The following is a 16,615-nucleotide window of genomic DNA, read 5'->3' on the forward strand; positions in this document are numbered from 1 at the left end:
TCTAGCGTAAAATCACATTAATTTTTCACATCTAAAGCATCACGAAGTGTATTTCCTATAAGCATAAATGCCATTACTAAACTCATAATTGCAAGCCCAGGAATTAATGCTAAAAAAGGCTTTCCTAAGATGATATAATTATAATGATTTTTAATCATAGCTCCCCATGATGGAGTAGGAGGTTGTGCGCCAATACCTAAAAAACTTAAACCACTTTCAATTAAAATTGCTGCGGCAAAATTTGCTGCGGATATTACAATTATAGGCGCTAAAATATTCGGTAGTATATGTTTAAAGATAATTCTAAAGTCAGAAAAACCTAAGGCTTTTGCAGCTTCAACATATTGTTGTTGCTTTGTAGTAATTACTTGTCCTCTTACTACACGAGCAACTTCTACCCACATTGTTAATCCAACAGCTATAAATACTTGCCAAAAACCTTTTCCTAATGCTAAAGTTATTGCGATTACTAATAATAAGGTAGGTATAGACCAAGTAATGTTAATAACCCACATAATAAAAGTATCCATTTTACCACCAAAGTACCCTGCCAAAGCCCCAATAGGAATTCCTATTAAAAGTGAGATGAAAACTGCTATGAATCCGATAAAAAAAGAAATTCTAGCACCAATTAATAATCTACTTAATAAATCACGACCATATTTATCGGTTCCAAACCAGAACGTTTTTTGTTGAATGTGTTTTTTTGGTTGATCATTAAATAATGCTAAAGGATAGTTTTTAGCTAAACCATCTGAATACTTTAAAATTTCTAATTGATTGTTAATTAGTTTGTATGATTTTATAGGGATTTCTGTAGGTGAATTTTGCTTTCCGTTCATAAAGACAGAAAACCAAGATTGTTCTTTCTTAGATTGAGAAGGAATACTTAGCATCATTACAGAAAAGCCTGGTGATTTAGAGTGAATTTCTAAATGCATTTGATTAGCAGCATTACTATTGTCAGGGGCAATTGTATAACAAAAAACAGCAATTAATCCACAAAAAACGATAAACAAAAAACTAAGCATTCCTGTTTTACTTCGCTTAAATTTCTGAATAGCTAATTGCCATAATGAAGTAGGTTTTTTAGTTACCAAAGCTTACTTTTTAATAGTTAAAATATCTGTACCTGTTGGGTTTTCAAAAACCTCTAAGTTAAAGTATTTTATGCTAGCTAAAATATGATCAAAAATATTAGCCATATCTCTTTCATAAGCCAACCACGATTTATTTTTGCTAAAGGCATATATTTCTAACGGAATTCCGTTGGCAGTAGGTTGCAGTTGACGCGACATATATAATAATTCTTGATTTATTTGCGGGTGCTGTTTTAGGTATTCATCTACATAATTTCTAAACATTCCGAAATTAGTCAAATTTCTACCGTTAATTAATAGAGATTTGTCAACATTATGTGTTGCGTTATGTTTTTTTACATCATTATAAGCCGTAGTAACATAATCAGTAAGTAATGCTATTTTTTTATAATGTTCAACATCTTCATCAGTTAAAAAATGAATAGAGTTTATTTTAATTAAAATAGCACGTTTCATTCTTCTTCCGCCTGAATTATCCATGGCTCTCCAATTTTTAAACGAATCAGAAATTAAAGAATAGGTAGGGATGCTAGTTACCGTGTTATCAAAGTTTTTTACAATTACCGATGCTAAATTAATAGCAATTACATTTCCGTCAGCATTGTATTTTTTCATGGTAATCCAATCATTTAAACGAACAGTATCATTTACAGATATTTGAATGCTGGCAACAAAACCTAAAATAGTATCTTTAAAAATAAGTAATAAAACTGCCGAAAAAGCTCCTAAAGTTGTTAAAAAACGCATCAGAGGTTTTCCTGTAATAATTGAAAAAGAAATGATAATACTAATAATCCAAAGTAGTATCATAAAAATTTGAACATAACTCTCTAAAGGTTTGTCTTTAAAGGCTGTGAAATTTTGTAAAAAATCTTTAATCGTTGATAAAACACTTTTAATAAACCAAATAGTTGAAAATAAAATAGCGATGTTAATTATACGATCAGCATATTTTAAAAACTGAGGAAAATCAATTAATATAGATGATAACAACCCGTAAAGAATAACAAAAACAAAAATTCTTGAAATGTTTAAAAACACGCGATTTTTAATTAGTAAATCGTCAAAATTGGTTTTTGTTTTTGCAGCAATTTTAGTAACAAAATGACCTCCGAAATAACGAAACGTTTTAAAAAAAATATACCCTAAAGTCGCAATTACAAATAAATTGGCAGTTAAATTAAGGTACGTAGCTGTTTGTTCAGTTACAGAAAATTGATTTTTAAAAAAATGATAGAAAAATTTAGCAGACATAGTTTTATTTAAGTATCAAAAGTAGTTATTTCTTGACCAACTTTTAAGTTGAATTTTTTTCGAAACCAAAAAACAATCAAGTATAAAACAGGAGTATCTATAGCAGCCACAATAATTTTAAATAAAAAACCACTAATTAACAAGTTTGTGAAAATACTCCATGGTAATATTTTAAAAGAAGATAAGAGAAATAAAACAGTAAAAGTATCTATAAATTGAGAAAAAAAAGTAGAAAAATTATTACGAAGCCATAAGTGTTTTCCATTGGTTAACTTTTTCCAAAAATGAAAAATTCTAATATCAATAAATTGTGCAAATAAATAGGCTAACATTGAGGCTAACACAGCCAAAGGAGATAACCCAAAAACGGTAGAAAATATGTTGTTATTTACAGGTGAGTTGTTTATTGCCGGAACATAATCAGCCATTAAAATAATTAACATTGAAAAAAACGAGGCAAAAATTCCAGCAATAACTACTTGGTTGGCTTTTTTCTTTCCGTAAATTTCAGATAAAATATCAGTAATTAAAAAAGTTAACGGATAGGGTAAAATACCCACTGAAATTTCAAAACGGTATAAACCAAAAGGTTCCCAATAAAAAAATTTCTGAAAAATTAAATTAGAGGTTACTAATGAAGCAATAAATAAAGCAGCTAACACTAAATAAATAAGTTGCGCTTGATTTTTTAATTGTTGAGTCATACAACGAAATTACTAATTAATAATGATTTTAAAAATGTGTATGTTTGCAGCATTAAACAAACAACATAAAAAAGATGAAAGCATATATTTTTCCAGGTCAAGGAGCACAGTTTACAGGAATGGGATTAGATTTATATGAAAAATCACCATTAGCTCAAGAACTTTTTGAAAAAGCTAACGATATATTAGGTTTTAGCATTACAGATGTAATGTTTGAAGGAACTCCTGAAGCCTTAAAACAAACAAAAGTTACACAACCAGCAATATTTTTACATTCAGTAATTTTAGCAAAAGTTTTAGGAGATGATTTTAAACCAGAAATGGTAGCAGGTCATTCTTTAGGCGAGTTATCGGCTTTAGTGGCAAATGGAGTTTTATCTTTTGAAGATGGATTAACATTGGTTTCAAAAAGAGCTTTGGCAATGCAAAAAGCATGTGAAATTGCACCTTCTACAATGGCTGCGGTTTTAGGGTTAGAAGATAAAATAGTGGAAGATACTTGTGCTGAAATAGAAGGTGTAGTGGTTGCAGCTAATTACAATTGCCCAGGTCAATTAGTGATTTCAGGAGAAGTTGAAGCGATAGAAAAGGCTTGTGAGGTTTTAACTGAAAAAGGAGCAAGAAGAGCTTTAGTTTTACCAGTTGGAGGAGCTTTTCATTCGCCAATGATGGAGCCAGCTCGTGAAGAATTAGCTAAAGCAATAGAGGAAACTACTTTTAGTGAGCCAACTTGTCCGGTATATCAAAACGTAGTAGCAAAGGCGGTTACGAATCCAGCAGAAATTAAAGAAAATTTAATTGCACAATTAACAGCTCCTGTAAAATGGACGCAATGTGTACAAGCAATGATTGCAGATGGAGGAACTGAATTTGTAGAGGTAGGTCCTGGTAAAGTGTTACAAGGTCTAATGCGTAAAATAGATCGAAGTGTTGCAGCTAGCGGAGCTAGTATTGAGGCTTAATTTACAGTTGTTGAAAAGTATAAAAAATCCCGCTAAACATTTTAGCGGGATTTTTATCATAAAATAATTTTAGTGTTGATTTTCTTGCCATTGCCATGATGATAACAAAGCTTCGTCTAAGGTTTTTTCTGTTTTCCAGTTTAATTCTTTGTTGGCAATAGTAGTATCAGCATAAGCAGATGTTATATCTCCTGCGCGTCTACCAACAATTTTATAATTTAATTTTTTGCCTGTTACTTTTTCAAAAGATTTAATTACCTCTAAAACAGAACTTCCTGTACCTGTACCAACATTAAAAAACTCAAAATTTGCATTGTTTTTCTTGTTTAATAATCTGCTTAAAGCAGCAATATGTGCTTTGGCTAAATCTACTACATGAATATAATCTCTAATCGCGGTTCCATCTGGTGTTGGATAATCATCACCAAAAACAGATAACTCCTTTCTAATTCCTGCTGCTGTTTGGGTTACAAACGGAATTAAATTTTGCGGAACTCCCAATGGTAGTTCGCCAATTTTAATACTATCGTGTGCTCCTACAGGGTTAAAATAACGTAATGCTATTGCGTTAAAATTATGAGCATTACAACTTTCTTTTATAATTTCTTCACCAATTTGTTTGGTGTTTCCATAAGGAGACTCTGCTGGTTTTGTTGGAGCATTTTCTGTAATTGGTAATTCATCTGCTTGCCCATATACTGTGCATGATGAGCTAAAGATAAAATTATTTAATTTTCGGTTTCTTATTTCTTGTAATAAATAGACTAAACTACCAATATTGTTTTCGTAATAATCTAACGGATTATCAACGCTTTCTCCCACAGCTTTAAAGGCTGCAAAATGAATGATTCCATCAATAATGTTTGCATCAAAAAAGTTTTTAACATCTTGTTTATTACGTAAATCAATTTGATGAAAAGCTGGTTTAATTCCTGTGATAGCGGTAATTTTATCTAAAACATCAATTTTTGAGTTGGATAGGTCATCAATAATAATAACTTCAAAACCTTTGTTTTGTAGTTCAACTACAGTATGCGAGCCTATAAAACCAAGTCCGCCAGTAACTAGTATCTTTTTCATAATTTTTAAAGGTTGGAATTTTTAATTTTTAAAAGTTGAAAAATTTTATCTTCTTTAGGTGCTAAAAGAATCAGGTAAAATAAAAGAATTACTCCAAATAGAATAAAATCAGGTTTTAACAAAAGAATCAAAAAACAAGCTCCTTCTAGTATTGCCCACTTAATAATTGACGCCGTTTGATATATGGCAAACTTTTCATCATTAGTTGAATCTTTGGTTATTTTGTTTAAAGCATTTCTAAAAACAAAATTACTCAGCACATAAGCAAGCGCCGGGATAAAAGAGTAAATAAGAGAAGCGTTGTCAATTTGTAAATTTAAAATATTTTCAAAATCTCCTATTAAGAAGTAAGCTAATGTTACTCCGCCAACTAAAGCCAAGTGAATTATTTTAAGTGTTTTTATTTTTTGAAGCATCGTTGGTTTATTTTAAACAAAATCTAAAATAGTTTTGGTGATAAAAGCCAATTGTTCTTCGTCTAATTCGGTATGCATTGGTAACGAAATTACTTCATCAATTAATTGATTAGTAACTTTAAAATCGGCTTCATTATAACGCTCATCTTGATATGCTTTTTGGGCATGTAATGGCACTGGATAATAAATAGCGTTCGGAATGTTATTATCTAATAAGTGTTGATGTAATGCATCTCGTTTTCCATTGGTGATTTTTAGCGTATATTGATGAAAAACATGGGTTGAAAAAACACTAATTGCTGGTGTAATAATATTTGAATTAGTAGCAAAAGCTTCGGTATAATACATCGCAGCTTTTCTACGAGCATCACAAAAACCATCTAATAAAGGTAATTTTATTTGTAAAACAGCAGCTTGTAAACTATCTAAACGAGAGTTTACTCCAACTACATCATGGTAGTAACGTTTATACATTCCGTGGTTTACAATTCCTCTAATAGTATGTGCTAAATCATCATCATTGGTAAAAATAGCGCCACCATCACCATAGCATCCTAAGTTTTTAGAAGGGAAAAAAGAGGTTGTTCCTACGTTTCCAATAGTTCCTGACTTCTTTTTTGTTCCATCAGAAAAAGTGTAATCAGCACCAATTGCTTGTGCATTATCTTCAATAACAAAAAGGTTATGTTCTTTAGCAATTTCCATTACGGCTTCCATATTGGCACATTGACCAAATAAATGTACAGGAACAATGGCTTTTGTTTTTGGAGTAATCGCCTTTTTTAAAGCTTCAATATCAATATTAAATGTGTCTGGCTCAACATCAACCAAAACAGGGGTTAATTTTAATAGCGCAATAACTTCAACAGTGGCAGCAAACGTAAAATCGACAGTGATTACTTCGTCACCTTGCTCCAAACCTAGCCCCATCATAGCTATCTGTAAAGCATCTGTCCCGTTTGCACACGGAATTACATGTTTTACATCTAAATAGTTTTCTAAATCGCTTCCAAAACCTTTAACTTCTGGTCCACCAATATAATAAGCTGTATCTAAAACGTTTTCGAAAGCTTTATTTACTTGAGGTTTTATTTTTGCATATTGACCTTGTAGGTCTACCATCTGAATTTTTTTCATCTCTAAAATTATATTTTAACGATTAAGTTATTCTTATTTATTGGTTTAGATATATAGTATTGTGGTAAGAAACTACAATTTACCAACAAATGTTGTACGATTATGTTTTAATAAAAACATGACTGTAAAGATACTATATAGCTAGGTAACAAAAAATGATACTTATAGCTTTTTAAAAGCGAATTTTTATTAAAAATACAAAAATGAAAATTTTGTGATTTTATAATTTTATCTGCGAAAAAACATACTGCATTTCTGTAGCAATTTGGATACTTCTTTCTAGGTATTTCTCTGCTTGAAGTGGGGTGTTGTCAAATGCTTTCGGATCTTCAAAAGTTATTGGAATTCGTTTTTCGGCACCAGCAATAAAAGGGCAGCCACCATCTGCTTGTGAGCAGGTCATGATAGCAGCAAACGCTGATTTTGGATTAAAATCACTATCTAATTTTTTAGAAAAACCAATAATAGGGTGTTCGTTTTCGCTGTATTTAATACTATAAACAGGATTGTTGTTTTTTGAAAGCGTGTTAATTTCAAATCCTGAGTTTTTAAGTGTTTCGGCTACCAACGGAAACAAGGCAGTAGCTTCTGTTCCGCCCGAATAACAAACAACGTTTTTAATACTAAAATAATTAGCCATTACTTGTGCCCAAACTTGCGATAAGTGACTTCTGCGAGAGTTATGCGTGCAAATAAAGTTTAATCGTATTTTTTGATTATTATCTATTTTAGACTGAATATAATCAGTTAACGGTTGTAAAACAGCTTTTCGGTCATTGGTAATCGTTAGCGTGTCTAATTCGTTAATAAACTTTTTTATCGGTTTAAATAATGTTGGTGGTGTTATTGACATTTCTAGTTGTTTTATTATTATATTGCAATATTACGATTAATGTTTTGTTTGTCAAAAGAATATTTTATTAGAAGTTAATCGTTTTACTTTCTGGTGGCTATAGGAGAAATTTAAATTATATTTCGGCTATCTTTGAAAAAAATCAAACTTAAATGAAATTGCTAAAAAAAATACTTAAAATAACTTTTATTATTGTTGCATTGCTAATAATAAGTGGCTGGATTTTTATTAAAACATTACATCCTACTTATAGTGGTGAATTGCAGTTAGCTAATATTTCAGATAAAGTTACTGTGCAGTATGATGATGTAGGTGTGCCGCACATAAAAGCAAAAAATCAGCAAGATGCATATATAGCTTTGGGGTATGTACATGCGCAAGATAGGTTGTGGCAAATGGAATTGATTCGTAGAATTTCAGCAGGAAGATTAGCGGAGGTTTTCGGTAAGGATTTGGTGCGTACAGATAAATTTTTCTCTGGGTTAGGTATTGAGGAGGCTGCTGAGAAAACGATTCAAAATTTAGATAAAAATACGGAAGCATATAAACTAACACAGGCATATTTAAGTGGAATTAATCAATTTATTGATGAAGGAGCTACGCCGCTAGAATTTTATTTGGTTGGGCTTGATAAAGAAAAATATACGATAAAAGATGTATATAATGTGTTTGGATATATGGCATTTAGTTTTGCTGTGGCGCATAAAACGGATCCGATGTTAACCGAAGTAAAAGAAAAACTAGGCGATGCTTATTTTAACGAGTTAAATGGTGCTAACTTTGAAAATCTGACCTTAATTAAAAATGAGAAAAACCCTGAGGTAAAAGCAAATTTTGCACAGGCAATGAACACGTTGTTAGATAAATTACCAATTTCACCTTTTATAGGGAGTAATTCTTGGGTGTTAGGTCCAGAAAAAACAAAAAACGGAAAAGTAATTTTTGCAAACGATCCGCATATTGGGTTTTCGCAACCTTCCGTTTGGTATCAATCACACATAAAAACACCAAATTACGAAATTTACGGATTTAATTTAGCGTTAACTCCGTTTCCGTTGTTAGGACATAATAAAGAATATGCTTACGGATTAACAATGTTTGAAAACGATGATGTTGATTTTTATTACGAACAAAACAACCCAAACAATCCGCTTGAGTATAAAACACCAGCAGGGTATCAAAAATATAAATTAATTGATAAAACAATTAAGATAAAAAATGCAGCGGATACTACTTATCAAATAAAAGTTAGTAAACATGGTCCTGTAATGAATGGGTTGATTGATTTTATTGATGATGAACGACCTATTGCTATGCAATGGATTTACACCAAGTTGAACAATCAGTTATTAGATGTTTCTTATCAAATGTCGCACGCAAAATCACTGTCAGATTTTAAAAATGGAGCAAGTAAGTTACATGCCCCAGGTTTAAACATAATGTATGGTGATGCAAAAAATAATATTGCTTGGTTTGCTTCAGGAAAACTGTACAAATACCGAGATGACTTAAATACAAAGCTAATTTTAAACGGGGCTTCTGGTAAGGATGAAATTAAAGAATGGCTTGATTTTGAAGATAACCCACAAGCTATTAACCCTAGTTTGAATTATGTGTATTCCGCAAATAATCAGCCAGATTCTATTGCGGGTGTTTTATATCCGGGATATTATTTATCAGAAGATAGAGCCAAAAGAATTGTAGATTTATTAACTCCAAAAAATGATTGGACAAAAGAAGATGTTGCTACAATGATTTATGATGTAACATCGCCAACAGCACCTAGAGTGGTGAAGGATTTACTAAAATCCTTAGATTTTTCTACTTTTTCTGTAAGTGATAAAAAAGCCGTAACAATTCTTAAAAACTGGAGTGGATTTTATGGAAAAGACGAGGTTGGTCCTGTAATTTATAATCGAGTTATTTATGAGTTTCAAAAAAATACTTTTAAAGATGAAATGGGTAAAGGATATGCTCAACTTGAAAATACACCGTTAATAGAAAAGGTTTTACCTGTTCAAGCAAAAAGAGAAAAATCTGTTTGGTGGGATGACGTAACAACATCTGAAAAAATTGAAACAAAAGAAGATATTATTACCAAATCGTTTAAAAAGGCATTTTCTTCGTTAAAATATCAATTAGGTGAAAATGTAGAAGATTGGAAGTGGAACCGCGTTGCTTCTGTTGAATATGAGCATCCGATAGGGAAAGCGGGTGGTGTTTTACGAAGTCTTTTTAATGTAGGGCCTTTTAGAACTCGTGGTGGAGATCAAGTGATTAACAATCAAATTTATAATATTGATAGTACGGGTGTTTACAAAATTACTGCAGGTCCGTCAACTCGTAGAATTATAGATTTTTCTGATTTAGAAAATAGTATTGCTATTTTACCAACAGGGCAATCGGGTAATGTTTTTAGTGAACATTATAAAGATCAGGCGCAAAAGTATGTAGATGGGAAGTTTGTGAAAATGAAGTTAAAAGAGGAAGATATTAATAAAGTAAGTAAAAACAAATTAGTGTTTTTACCTAAAAAATAATTTTAAAAATCCTCAAATTATCATTTAATTTGAGGATTTAAGTTATTAAGATTTGTAAAATGTTATTATTTAGTTTTAGGTAAGCTGTTAAGTTGCTCTTTTTTAAGTAAACTATCTTGTTTTGCATTAATGTTGTTTATAGAATCTATTTGTTGTTTTGATAAAATAGAAATAGTATCTGTACTCGTAATTATTTGTTGCATCCATTCTTGATGCTTTTCTATAATTTCTTCAGTTTTATTCTGATTTAAATGATTAAATTTTGTCAGTAGATTAAAAGAAAGTATAAGAATGCTAATTAAGATGATTGTAATTCCAGTAAAAATAAACGTAGTTTTTTTACGTGTCATGCTTTTACACTTCTTTATAAATTTCATCAAAAGGAACTCTAAAACGCTCGCCATAAACACCTTCTGGTTTTCTAATTCCGCAACTAACAATCATGTTTATTTCTGCATTTCTCGGTATGTTTAATAAGCGTTTTACACGCCAAGTGTCAGAGCCTTCCATAGGGCAAGTATCATACCCTTCGGCAGCCATCGACAGCATAAAAGTTTGCGCTGCAAGTCCGCAGGTTTTATGAGCTACAATTCGCATGTCGCTGTTACGAACTTCCCTGTAAATAGGTTTAAATATTCCTGTAATTAAAATTAATAAATATTTAAAAAAACCAACGATTTTGAAAAGGTCAAAATAAGCAAAAGGTATAATCTTTTCATAATAATTACGAGCAAATTTTTCTCTACTACTTTGTTTGTTTTTCGGATTACCCTTGCCAAAATTAGTATCGATATTTGATAAATTTGCTTTTGCTCTTTTTCGCCATAAATCTTTTCTAGTAACAAAAACAACTAGTTGTTGTGCGGTTTTTGCTGCGTTTTGATTAAAACAAAGTGGTGCAATTTTATTAATGATTTCTTTGTCGGTAATGTGTTGAAACTCCCATAATTGCATATTACTGCTAGTAGGAGCTAAACTTGCTTGTTGTAAACATTTTTTTACGATAGATGCTTTAATAGGTTTTTCAGCATCATAAACCCTTACGGATCTACGGTAATTTATTGCTTCTGATACAGTTTTTTTGCTCATTGAAATATTTTTGTGCTAATTGTTAAATCTGATAGATATGTTTTAAGAAATTTTCATTAAAATTTTTAACTGTTTTAATTTTCCTGTATACGGAGCGTATCTTGTAGGGATGTCAAGCCAATTACCCCTTGTAACTACTCCTTTTTTGTGAGAAAACACATCAAAAGTTTGTTTTCCATGATAACTTCCAATACCGCTTTCACCAACTCCACCAAATGGTAGTCTGTGATTTGCAAAATGAACAGTGGTGTCATTAATTGTTCCGCCTCCAAAAGAGTATTTAGTAATCATTTTTTTTGCAAAATGATTTCGAGTAGTAAAAACATACAGTGCTAAAGGTTTGTCGTATTTCTGGATTACAGCATCAAAATCGGCTTCGTTTTCGTAAGAAATTATCGGTAAAATTGGGCCAAAAATTTCCCCTTTCATTACTTGGCTATCTAAACTAGGTTCATCAATTAAAGTTGGCGCAATGTAATCTTCTGTTCTATCAGTTTGTCCGCCAATAATACAATTTTCATTTTCAAGCATTAAAGCGAGTCTGTCAAAATTTTTTGTATTAACAATACGTGGATAATCTTCTGATTTTTTAGGGTTTTCACCGTATGCATTTTTAATTTCATCTTTAAAATAGGTGATGAATTTTTCTTTTACTGATTTATGAATTAATAAATAATCTGGAGCGATACAGGTTTGTCCACCATTGATAAATTTTCCCCAAACTAATCGTTTAGCAGTGAGTTTTATATTGGCTGTTTCATCAATAATGCAAGGGCTTTTTCCACCTAATTCTAAAGTAACTGGGGTTAAATGTTCAGCAGCAGCTTTGGCAACAATTTTACCTACAGGTACACTTCCTGTAAAAAAAATATAATCCCAGCGTTGTGCTAATAATTCTTGAGAAACTGAAACACCTCCTTCTATTACTGAAACGTGGTTTTTGTCAAAAACAGTTGCTACAATTTCTCTAGTTATTTTACTGGTATGTGGTGTTAATTCAGAGGGTTTTAGTGTTGCTGTATTTCCAGCAGCTATGGCTCCTATAAGTGGCGCAAATGCCAATTGATACGGATAGTTCCAAGGAGCAATAATTAAAGTGTTTCCGTAGGGTTCTTTGTGTATTTTGGCTGTGGATGGAAAGTTTAAAAGAGATGGTAAAACACGTTTAGGTTTAGCCCAAGCGTGTATGTTTTTTATAACCATTTTTAATTCGGCTAGTACAATTGAGGTTTCTGTCATTACGGCTTCATATTCTGATTTTTTAAAATCATTATGCAATGCCTTTATGATATCGTTTTCTCTTTTTATAAGTTCTTTTTGAAGTTTTTTTAAAGCGTTTTTTCTAAAAGAAATATCTTTGGTTTGTTGGTTGGCGAAAAAGTTTTTTTGACCTTGTAATAGTTCAGGAATATTCATGCTTTAAATTTCCCTAAAGATACAAAATTAACTGAATTTTTTAACGTAGTTGTAATGTTATAAACAAGCGTCCCAAATGGATTCTTTTGGAGTCGGAGCATTTATTTTTATTAATTCTTTGCTCACAGGATGGGTAAATTCTATTTTACGAGCATGTAAGTGAATACTGCCATCTTTGTTGCTTCTTTTTGCACCATATTTTAAATCCCCTTTTATAGTTGCTCCAATGTTTGATAATTGCACTCGAATTTGGTGATGGCGCCCGGTTTCTAAGTCGATTTCTAATAAAGAATAATTGTCTAGTTTTTTAAGAACTTGATAATGTAGAATGGCTTTTTTGCTGCCATCAATTTCTTTTGAGTAGGCGGTTGATTTATTGTTTTTCGGATTCTTTTTTAAGAAATTAATTAAAGTATCTGAAGTTTTTTTTGGTGGGTTTTTTACAACAGCCCAATATGTTTTTTTAATTGTTTTTTCACGAAGCATTTTGTTTAAGCGCTCTAAGGCTTTTGAAGTACGTGCGTAAATTACTATGCCCGAAGTTGGTCTGTCTAAGCGGTGAACAGTGCCTAAATAAACAGCTCCAGGTTTATTGTATTTTTCTTTAATGTATTCTTTAACAACATCAGAGAGTGGTTTGTCTCCAGTTTTATCACCTTGAACAATATCACCTGCTCTTTTGTTAACAACAATTATATGGTTGTCTTCATGTAAAACTTGTAAGTTTTTTTTGGTAGAATACATACTGTAAAATATTTTCGAGTTATATCGAAAAATTATTCAAAATCTTTAGCTACATCTTGATTTACTCCATCAATAAAATTTAAAAATTCATCACGTCCTAATCCATTAGAGGAAGAGGTGATAAATGACATTGGAAGTGTTTCCCAATGTTGTAATAATTTCTTTTTGTAAGAAGTAATTTGTTTATTTAATTTAGAGCTTCCTAGCTTGTCTGCTTTGGTAAAAACGATACAAAAAGGAATTTGATTTTCGCCTAAAAACTGCATAAATTCTAGGTCTATTTTTTGAGGATCATGACGAGAGTCAATCAAAACAAAAGTACATACCAATTGTTCGCGTTCTTTGAAATAATTCTCGATAAAAAACTGAAAAATGGTTCTTTTCTTTTTTGAAACTTGTGCGTAACCATATCCGGGTAAATCTACCAAAAACCACTCTTGATTTATTTTAAAGTGATTAATAAGTTGTGTTTTACCGGGTTTTCCAGAAATCTTTGCTAAATCTTTACGTGCCATCAGCATATTGATTAGCGAAGATTTACCTACATTAGAGCGACCTATAAAAGCATATTCAGGTATCCTGTCTTTAGGTGCTTTCGTAACATTACTGTTACTCATCACAAAATCAGCAGATTTTATTTTCATAAATAAGATATTAAGCTATTTGTGCTGTTATATATTTCGTTTAGAAAACCAGTTTTCTAAAATTGTATTAAATTCTTTTGGTGTTTCCATCATAGCGGCATGCCCACATTTATCGATCCAAAATAAATCAGAATCGGGTAATAGTTTGTGAAAATCATCAGCTACCTCAGGAGGTGTTACACCATCTTGTTTTCCCCAAATAAGACATGTTGGTTGGTGCATGTTGGGTAGATCATTAGCCATGTTGTGGCGTATAGCGCTTTTTGCAATTGATAAAGTTTTTAAGGCTTTAACTCTGTCATTTACAATGCTATAAATGTCGTCAACAAGTTCTTTTGTGGCTATTTTAGGGTCATAAAACACCTCTTGTGCTTTTGTTTCAATGTATTCATAATTACCTCTTTTAGGGTAACTATCGCCCATTGATTTTTCATACAACCCTGAGCTTCCTGTTAAAACCAAAGCGCCTACATCTTCGGGGTAGTGTTTTGTGTAATATAATGCGATATGTCCACCTAAAGAATTTCCTAAAAGAACTACGTCTTTTAGTTCTTTGTATGCAATAAAATCATGCAAAAAACTTGCTAAATTTTTAACATTTGTTTTTAGTAAAGGGAGTGTGTATAAAGGTAGTTCAGGAATTAAAACGTGGTAACCTTTTTTTGAGAAATGTTTAAAAGTTTCATCAAAATTACTAAGAGCACCCATTAAACCGTGTAACACGATTAATGCTCTTCCTTCTCCTGCCTCTGCATATGTAAAATTGCCTTCTTTCTTTAAAAAATTAGTCATTAATGTATGGGATTTGACGTAACGACAAATGTAGCCTTTTTTTGTTAAATGGTCATTTTTATTATTCGTGTACTGTTGTCGTTGTTAAATATACTTGTTATCAGTTTTTTAGCTATAATTTTAAAACTTATCAACAATGTGGTAAAATGTGGTAAAATGTGGTAAATATTTTTTATTTTTGATGCAAACTACGAGTGTTTAACGTGATAAATTTAATTGGAACATACGAGTGTAAGGCAGATGCTAAAGGGAGGGTGATGATGTCATCTGTCTTTAAGAAGCAGTTGTCGTCAGTATTGCAAGATGGTTTTGTTGTTAAGCGTTCTGTTTTTCATCCGTGTTTAGAGTTGTATCCGATGCAGGAGTGGAACTTGATGATGGCTAAGGTTAATAAGTTAAATCGGTTTGTAAAAAAGAATAATGATTTTATTAGGCGGTTTACTGCGGGTGTAAAAATGGTTGATGTAGATGCGTCAGGTAGGGTTTTAATTCCAAAAGATTTGTGTCAGTTTGCGGGTATTGAAAAGCATGTGGTGTTTTCATCTGTGGGGGCGATTATTGAAATTTGGGATAAAGAGAAGTATGAGAAAGTAATTGATGATACTGTTGTTGATTTTGCTGATTTGGCGGAAGAGGTGATGGGTAATACAGATATAGATGAGTTATCATAGTCCTGTTTTGTTAAAAGAAAGTGTAGATGCGCTCAATATTAAAGAAGATGGTGTGTATGTTGATGTAACTTTTGGTGGCGGTGGTCATTCGAGAGAGATATTGAGTAGGTTGGGTGAGAAAGGAAGGTTATTTGCTTTTGATCAGGATCCTGATGCGCAACAAAATAAAATAGACGATGATCGCTTTGTGTTGATTGGTGAGAATTTTAGATTCATTACAAGGTTTTTGCGTTTTTATGGTGTGAGAAAGGTAGATGGGGTTTTGGCTGATTTAGGAGTGTCTTCGCATCAGTTTGATGAGGCTGAAAGAGGGTTTTCTACTCGTTTTGATGCTGATTTAGATATGCGAATGGATCAGAAGTCTGATTTGTCGGCAAAAAAAATTATCAATAAATATAGTGAAGAAAAATTAGCGGATGTATTGTTTTTGTATGGGGAGTTGCGAAATGCACGAGCGTTGTCAAAAAAAATAGTCGAAGCTAGAGAGGTTGAGCAGATAGAGACGAGTTTTCAGTTGAAAGAGGTGTTAAGGCAGTTTCTTCCGCAGGCAAAAGAGCACAAAATATTAGCGCAAATATTTCAAGCAGTAAGAATTGAGGTGAATCAGGAGTTGGAGGTGTTAAAGGAGTTTTTAGAGCAAATGCCTGGTTTGTTGAGTGGTGAGGGTAGGTTAAGTGTTATTTCGTATCATTCTTTAGAAGATCGATTGGTGAAACGTTTTATTAGAACAGGCTTGTTTAGTGGTGAGCCAGAAAAGGATTTTTATGGAAATATCAGTGTTCCGTTAAAAAAAATAGGAAAAATGATTATTCCTACGCAAGAAGAAGTTAAAACGAATAATAGGGCGCGGAGTGCAAAATTGCGAATAGCAACATTAAAATAATGTCGAAGGTTAAAAAAGGAATTTACGATATTTTAAAGGGGCGGTTTTTAACAGATGATAGCTCTTTTAATAATTGGCGGATATTAATTTTCGTGGTTGTATTGTTGCTAATTATGATTTCGAGTTCGCATAGGTTAGATGCAAAGGTTGTGAAAATAGCAGCTCTAAATAGTCAAAAAAGAGCTTTGCGGGCAGAGGATTTTGATACGAGTACTACGTTAACAAAAATGAGGTTGGAAAGTACTATTAGAAAAAAAGTAAAAGTAAAAGGTTTGTTTCCTGCTGAAAAACCACCTCAAAAAATAAAAATAACAATTAAAAAAGAATAGA

General features: G+C 31.9%; 18 protein-coding genes. 5 read left to right on the forward strand and 13 right to left on the reverse strand.

Translation table 11 applies throughout. The features are described from left to right. Positions 1 to 17: 17 nt before the first annotated feature. From Q4586_RS11395 to Q4586_RS11405, 3 genes are read right to left on the reverse strand one after another with little or no spacing between them, the layout of a single operon-like run. Positions 18 to 1,100, reverse strand: a complete 1,083-nt coding sequence (locus Q4586_RS11395; RefSeq protein ID WP_303529080.1) for an ABC transporter permease — start codon at positions 1,098 to 1,100, stop codon at positions 18 to 20. 3 nt (positions 1,101 to 1,103) lie between these two features. Beyond that, the gene (locus Q4586_RS11400; RefSeq protein ID WP_303529081.1) at positions 1,104 to 2,354 is read right to left on the reverse strand and encodes a mechanosensitive ion channel family protein; all 1,251 of its coding nucleotides are present in this window, start codon (positions 2,352 to 2,354) and stop codon (positions 1,104 to 1,106) included. An 8-nt stretch (positions 2,355 to 2,362) separates the two neighbouring features. After that, the gene (locus Q4586_RS11405; protein ID WP_068701364.1) at positions 2,363 to 3,058 is read right to left on the reverse strand and encodes a queuosine precursor transporter; all 696 of its coding nucleotides are present in this window, start codon (positions 3,056 to 3,058) and stop codon (positions 2,363 to 2,365) included. 74 nt (positions 3,059 to 3,132) lie between these two features. Between Q4586_RS11405 and fabD the strand changes: the two genes are divergently transcribed. Next, complete coding sequence (gene fabD / locus Q4586_RS11410) at positions 3,133 to 4,020, forward strand: ACP S-malonyltransferase (protein ID WP_068701362.1); 888 nt, start codon at positions 3,133 to 3,135, stop codon at positions 4,018 to 4,020. A gap of 69 nt (positions 4,021 to 4,089) precedes the next feature. On the opposite strand, the gene galE is transcribed toward fabD, so the two are convergent. The 4 genes from galE to Q4586_RS11430 all read right to left on the reverse strand — a co-directional run bounded on the left by galE (position 4,090) and on the right by Q4586_RS11430 (position 7,506). Then, complete coding sequence (gene galE / locus Q4586_RS11415) at positions 4,090 to 5,100, reverse strand: UDP-glucose 4-epimerase GalE (RefSeq protein ID WP_068701360.1); 1,011 nt, start codon at positions 5,098 to 5,100, stop codon at positions 4,090 to 4,092. 5 nt (positions 5,101 to 5,105) lie between these two features. Then, positions 5,106 to 5,516: a hypothetical protein gene (locus Q4586_RS11420; protein ID WP_068701359.1), complete on the reverse strand. Its 411-nt coding sequence runs from the start codon at positions 5,514 to 5,516 to the stop codon at positions 5,106 to 5,108. Between the two features lie 12 nt (positions 5,517 to 5,528). Then, positions 5,529 to 6,653, reverse strand: a complete 1,125-nt coding sequence (locus tag Q4586_RS11425; protein WP_068701357.1) for a DegT/DnrJ/EryC1/StrS family aminotransferase — start codon at positions 6,651 to 6,653, stop codon at positions 5,529 to 5,531. Positions 6,654 to 6,873: 220 nt separating this feature from the next. Beyond that, on the reverse strand, positions 6,874 to 7,506 hold the full coding sequence (locus Q4586_RS11430; protein WP_068701355.1) for an arsenate-mycothiol transferase ArsC: 633 nt from the start codon (positions 7,504 to 7,506) through the stop codon (positions 6,874 to 6,876). Positions 7,507 to 7,658: 152 nt separating this feature from the next. On the opposite strand from Q4586_RS11430, the gene Q4586_RS11435 reads away from it, so the two are divergent. After that, a complete protein-coding gene (locus Q4586_RS11435) occupies positions 7,659 to 10,046 on the forward strand; it encodes a penicillin acylase family protein (protein WP_068701353.1) in 2,388 nt (795 codons plus the stop codon). 65 nt (positions 10,047 to 10,111) lie between these two features. Here the strand turns inward: Q4586_RS11435 and Q4586_RS11440 are convergent, their stop codons facing one another. Genes Q4586_RS11440 through Q4586_RS11465 form a run of 6 tightly spaced genes read right to left on the reverse strand, consistent with a single transcriptional unit; the run spans position 10,112 to position 14,731 of the window. Beyond that, positions 10,112 to 10,396, reverse strand: a complete 285-nt coding sequence (locus Q4586_RS11440) for a hypothetical protein (protein WP_141677633.1) — start codon at positions 10,394 to 10,396, stop codon at positions 10,112 to 10,114. 4 nt (positions 10,397 to 10,400) lie between these two features. Then, positions 10,401 to 11,135: a nitroreductase family protein gene (locus Q4586_RS11445; protein WP_068701349.1), complete on the reverse strand. Its 735-nt coding sequence runs from the start codon at positions 11,133 to 11,135 to the stop codon at positions 10,401 to 10,403. 42 nt (positions 11,136 to 11,177) lie between these two features. Continuing rightward, positions 11,178 to 12,551: an aldehyde dehydrogenase gene (locus Q4586_RS11450; protein ID WP_303529087.1), complete on the reverse strand. Its 1,374-nt coding sequence runs from the start codon at positions 12,549 to 12,551 to the stop codon at positions 11,178 to 11,180. Positions 12,552 to 12,608: 57 nt separating this feature from the next. Continuing rightward, positions 12,609 to 13,295, reverse strand: a complete 687-nt coding sequence (locus Q4586_RS11455; RefSeq protein WP_068701345.1) for an RluA family pseudouridine synthase — start codon at positions 13,293 to 13,295, stop codon at positions 12,609 to 12,611. Positions 13,296 to 13,327: 32 nt separating this feature from the next. Further along, the gene (gene yihA, locus Q4586_RS11460) at positions 13,328 to 13,939 is read right to left on the reverse strand and encodes a ribosome biogenesis GTP-binding protein YihA/YsxC (RefSeq protein ID WP_303529089.1); all 612 of its coding nucleotides are present in this window, start codon (positions 13,937 to 13,939) and stop codon (positions 13,328 to 13,330) included. Positions 13,940 to 13,966: 27 nt separating this feature from the next. Further along, the gene (locus Q4586_RS11465; protein ID WP_303529090.1) at positions 13,967 to 14,731 is read right to left on the reverse strand and encodes an alpha/beta fold hydrolase; all 765 of its coding nucleotides are present in this window, start codon (positions 14,729 to 14,731) and stop codon (positions 13,967 to 13,969) included. A 203-nt stretch (positions 14,732 to 14,934) separates the two neighbouring features. Here Q4586_RS11465 and Q4586_RS11470 point away from each other — a divergent pair, with 203 nt between their 5' ends. From Q4586_RS11470 to Q4586_RS11480, 3 genes are read left to right on the forward strand one after another with little or no spacing between them, the layout of a single operon-like run. Beyond that, complete coding sequence (locus Q4586_RS11470) at positions 14,935 to 15,402, forward strand: division/cell wall cluster transcriptional repressor MraZ (protein WP_068701339.1); 468 nt, start codon at positions 14,935 to 14,937, stop codon at positions 15,400 to 15,402. Then, entirely contained in the window at positions 15,389 to 16,285 is an 897-nt protein-coding gene (gene rsmH / locus Q4586_RS11475; RefSeq protein ID WP_068701337.1) for a 16S rRNA (cytosine(1402)-N(4))-methyltransferase RsmH, read from the forward strand. Before Q4586_RS11470 ends, rsmH begins: the two co-directional genes overlap by 14 nt. Continuing rightward, on the forward strand, positions 16,285 to 16,614 hold the full coding sequence (locus Q4586_RS11480; RefSeq protein WP_068701335.1) for an FtsL-like putative cell division protein: 330 nt from the start codon (positions 16,285 to 16,287) through the stop codon (positions 16,612 to 16,614). The genes rsmH and Q4586_RS11480 overlap by 1 nt, the downstream gene beginning before the upstream one ends. Position 16,615 lies beyond the last annotated feature (1 nt).

Source organism: Tenacibaculum soleae (assembly GCF_030549005.1).
Taxonomy (GTDB): domain Bacteria; phylum Bacteroidota; class Bacteroidia; order Flavobacteriales; family Flavobacteriaceae; genus Polaribacter; species Polaribacter soleae.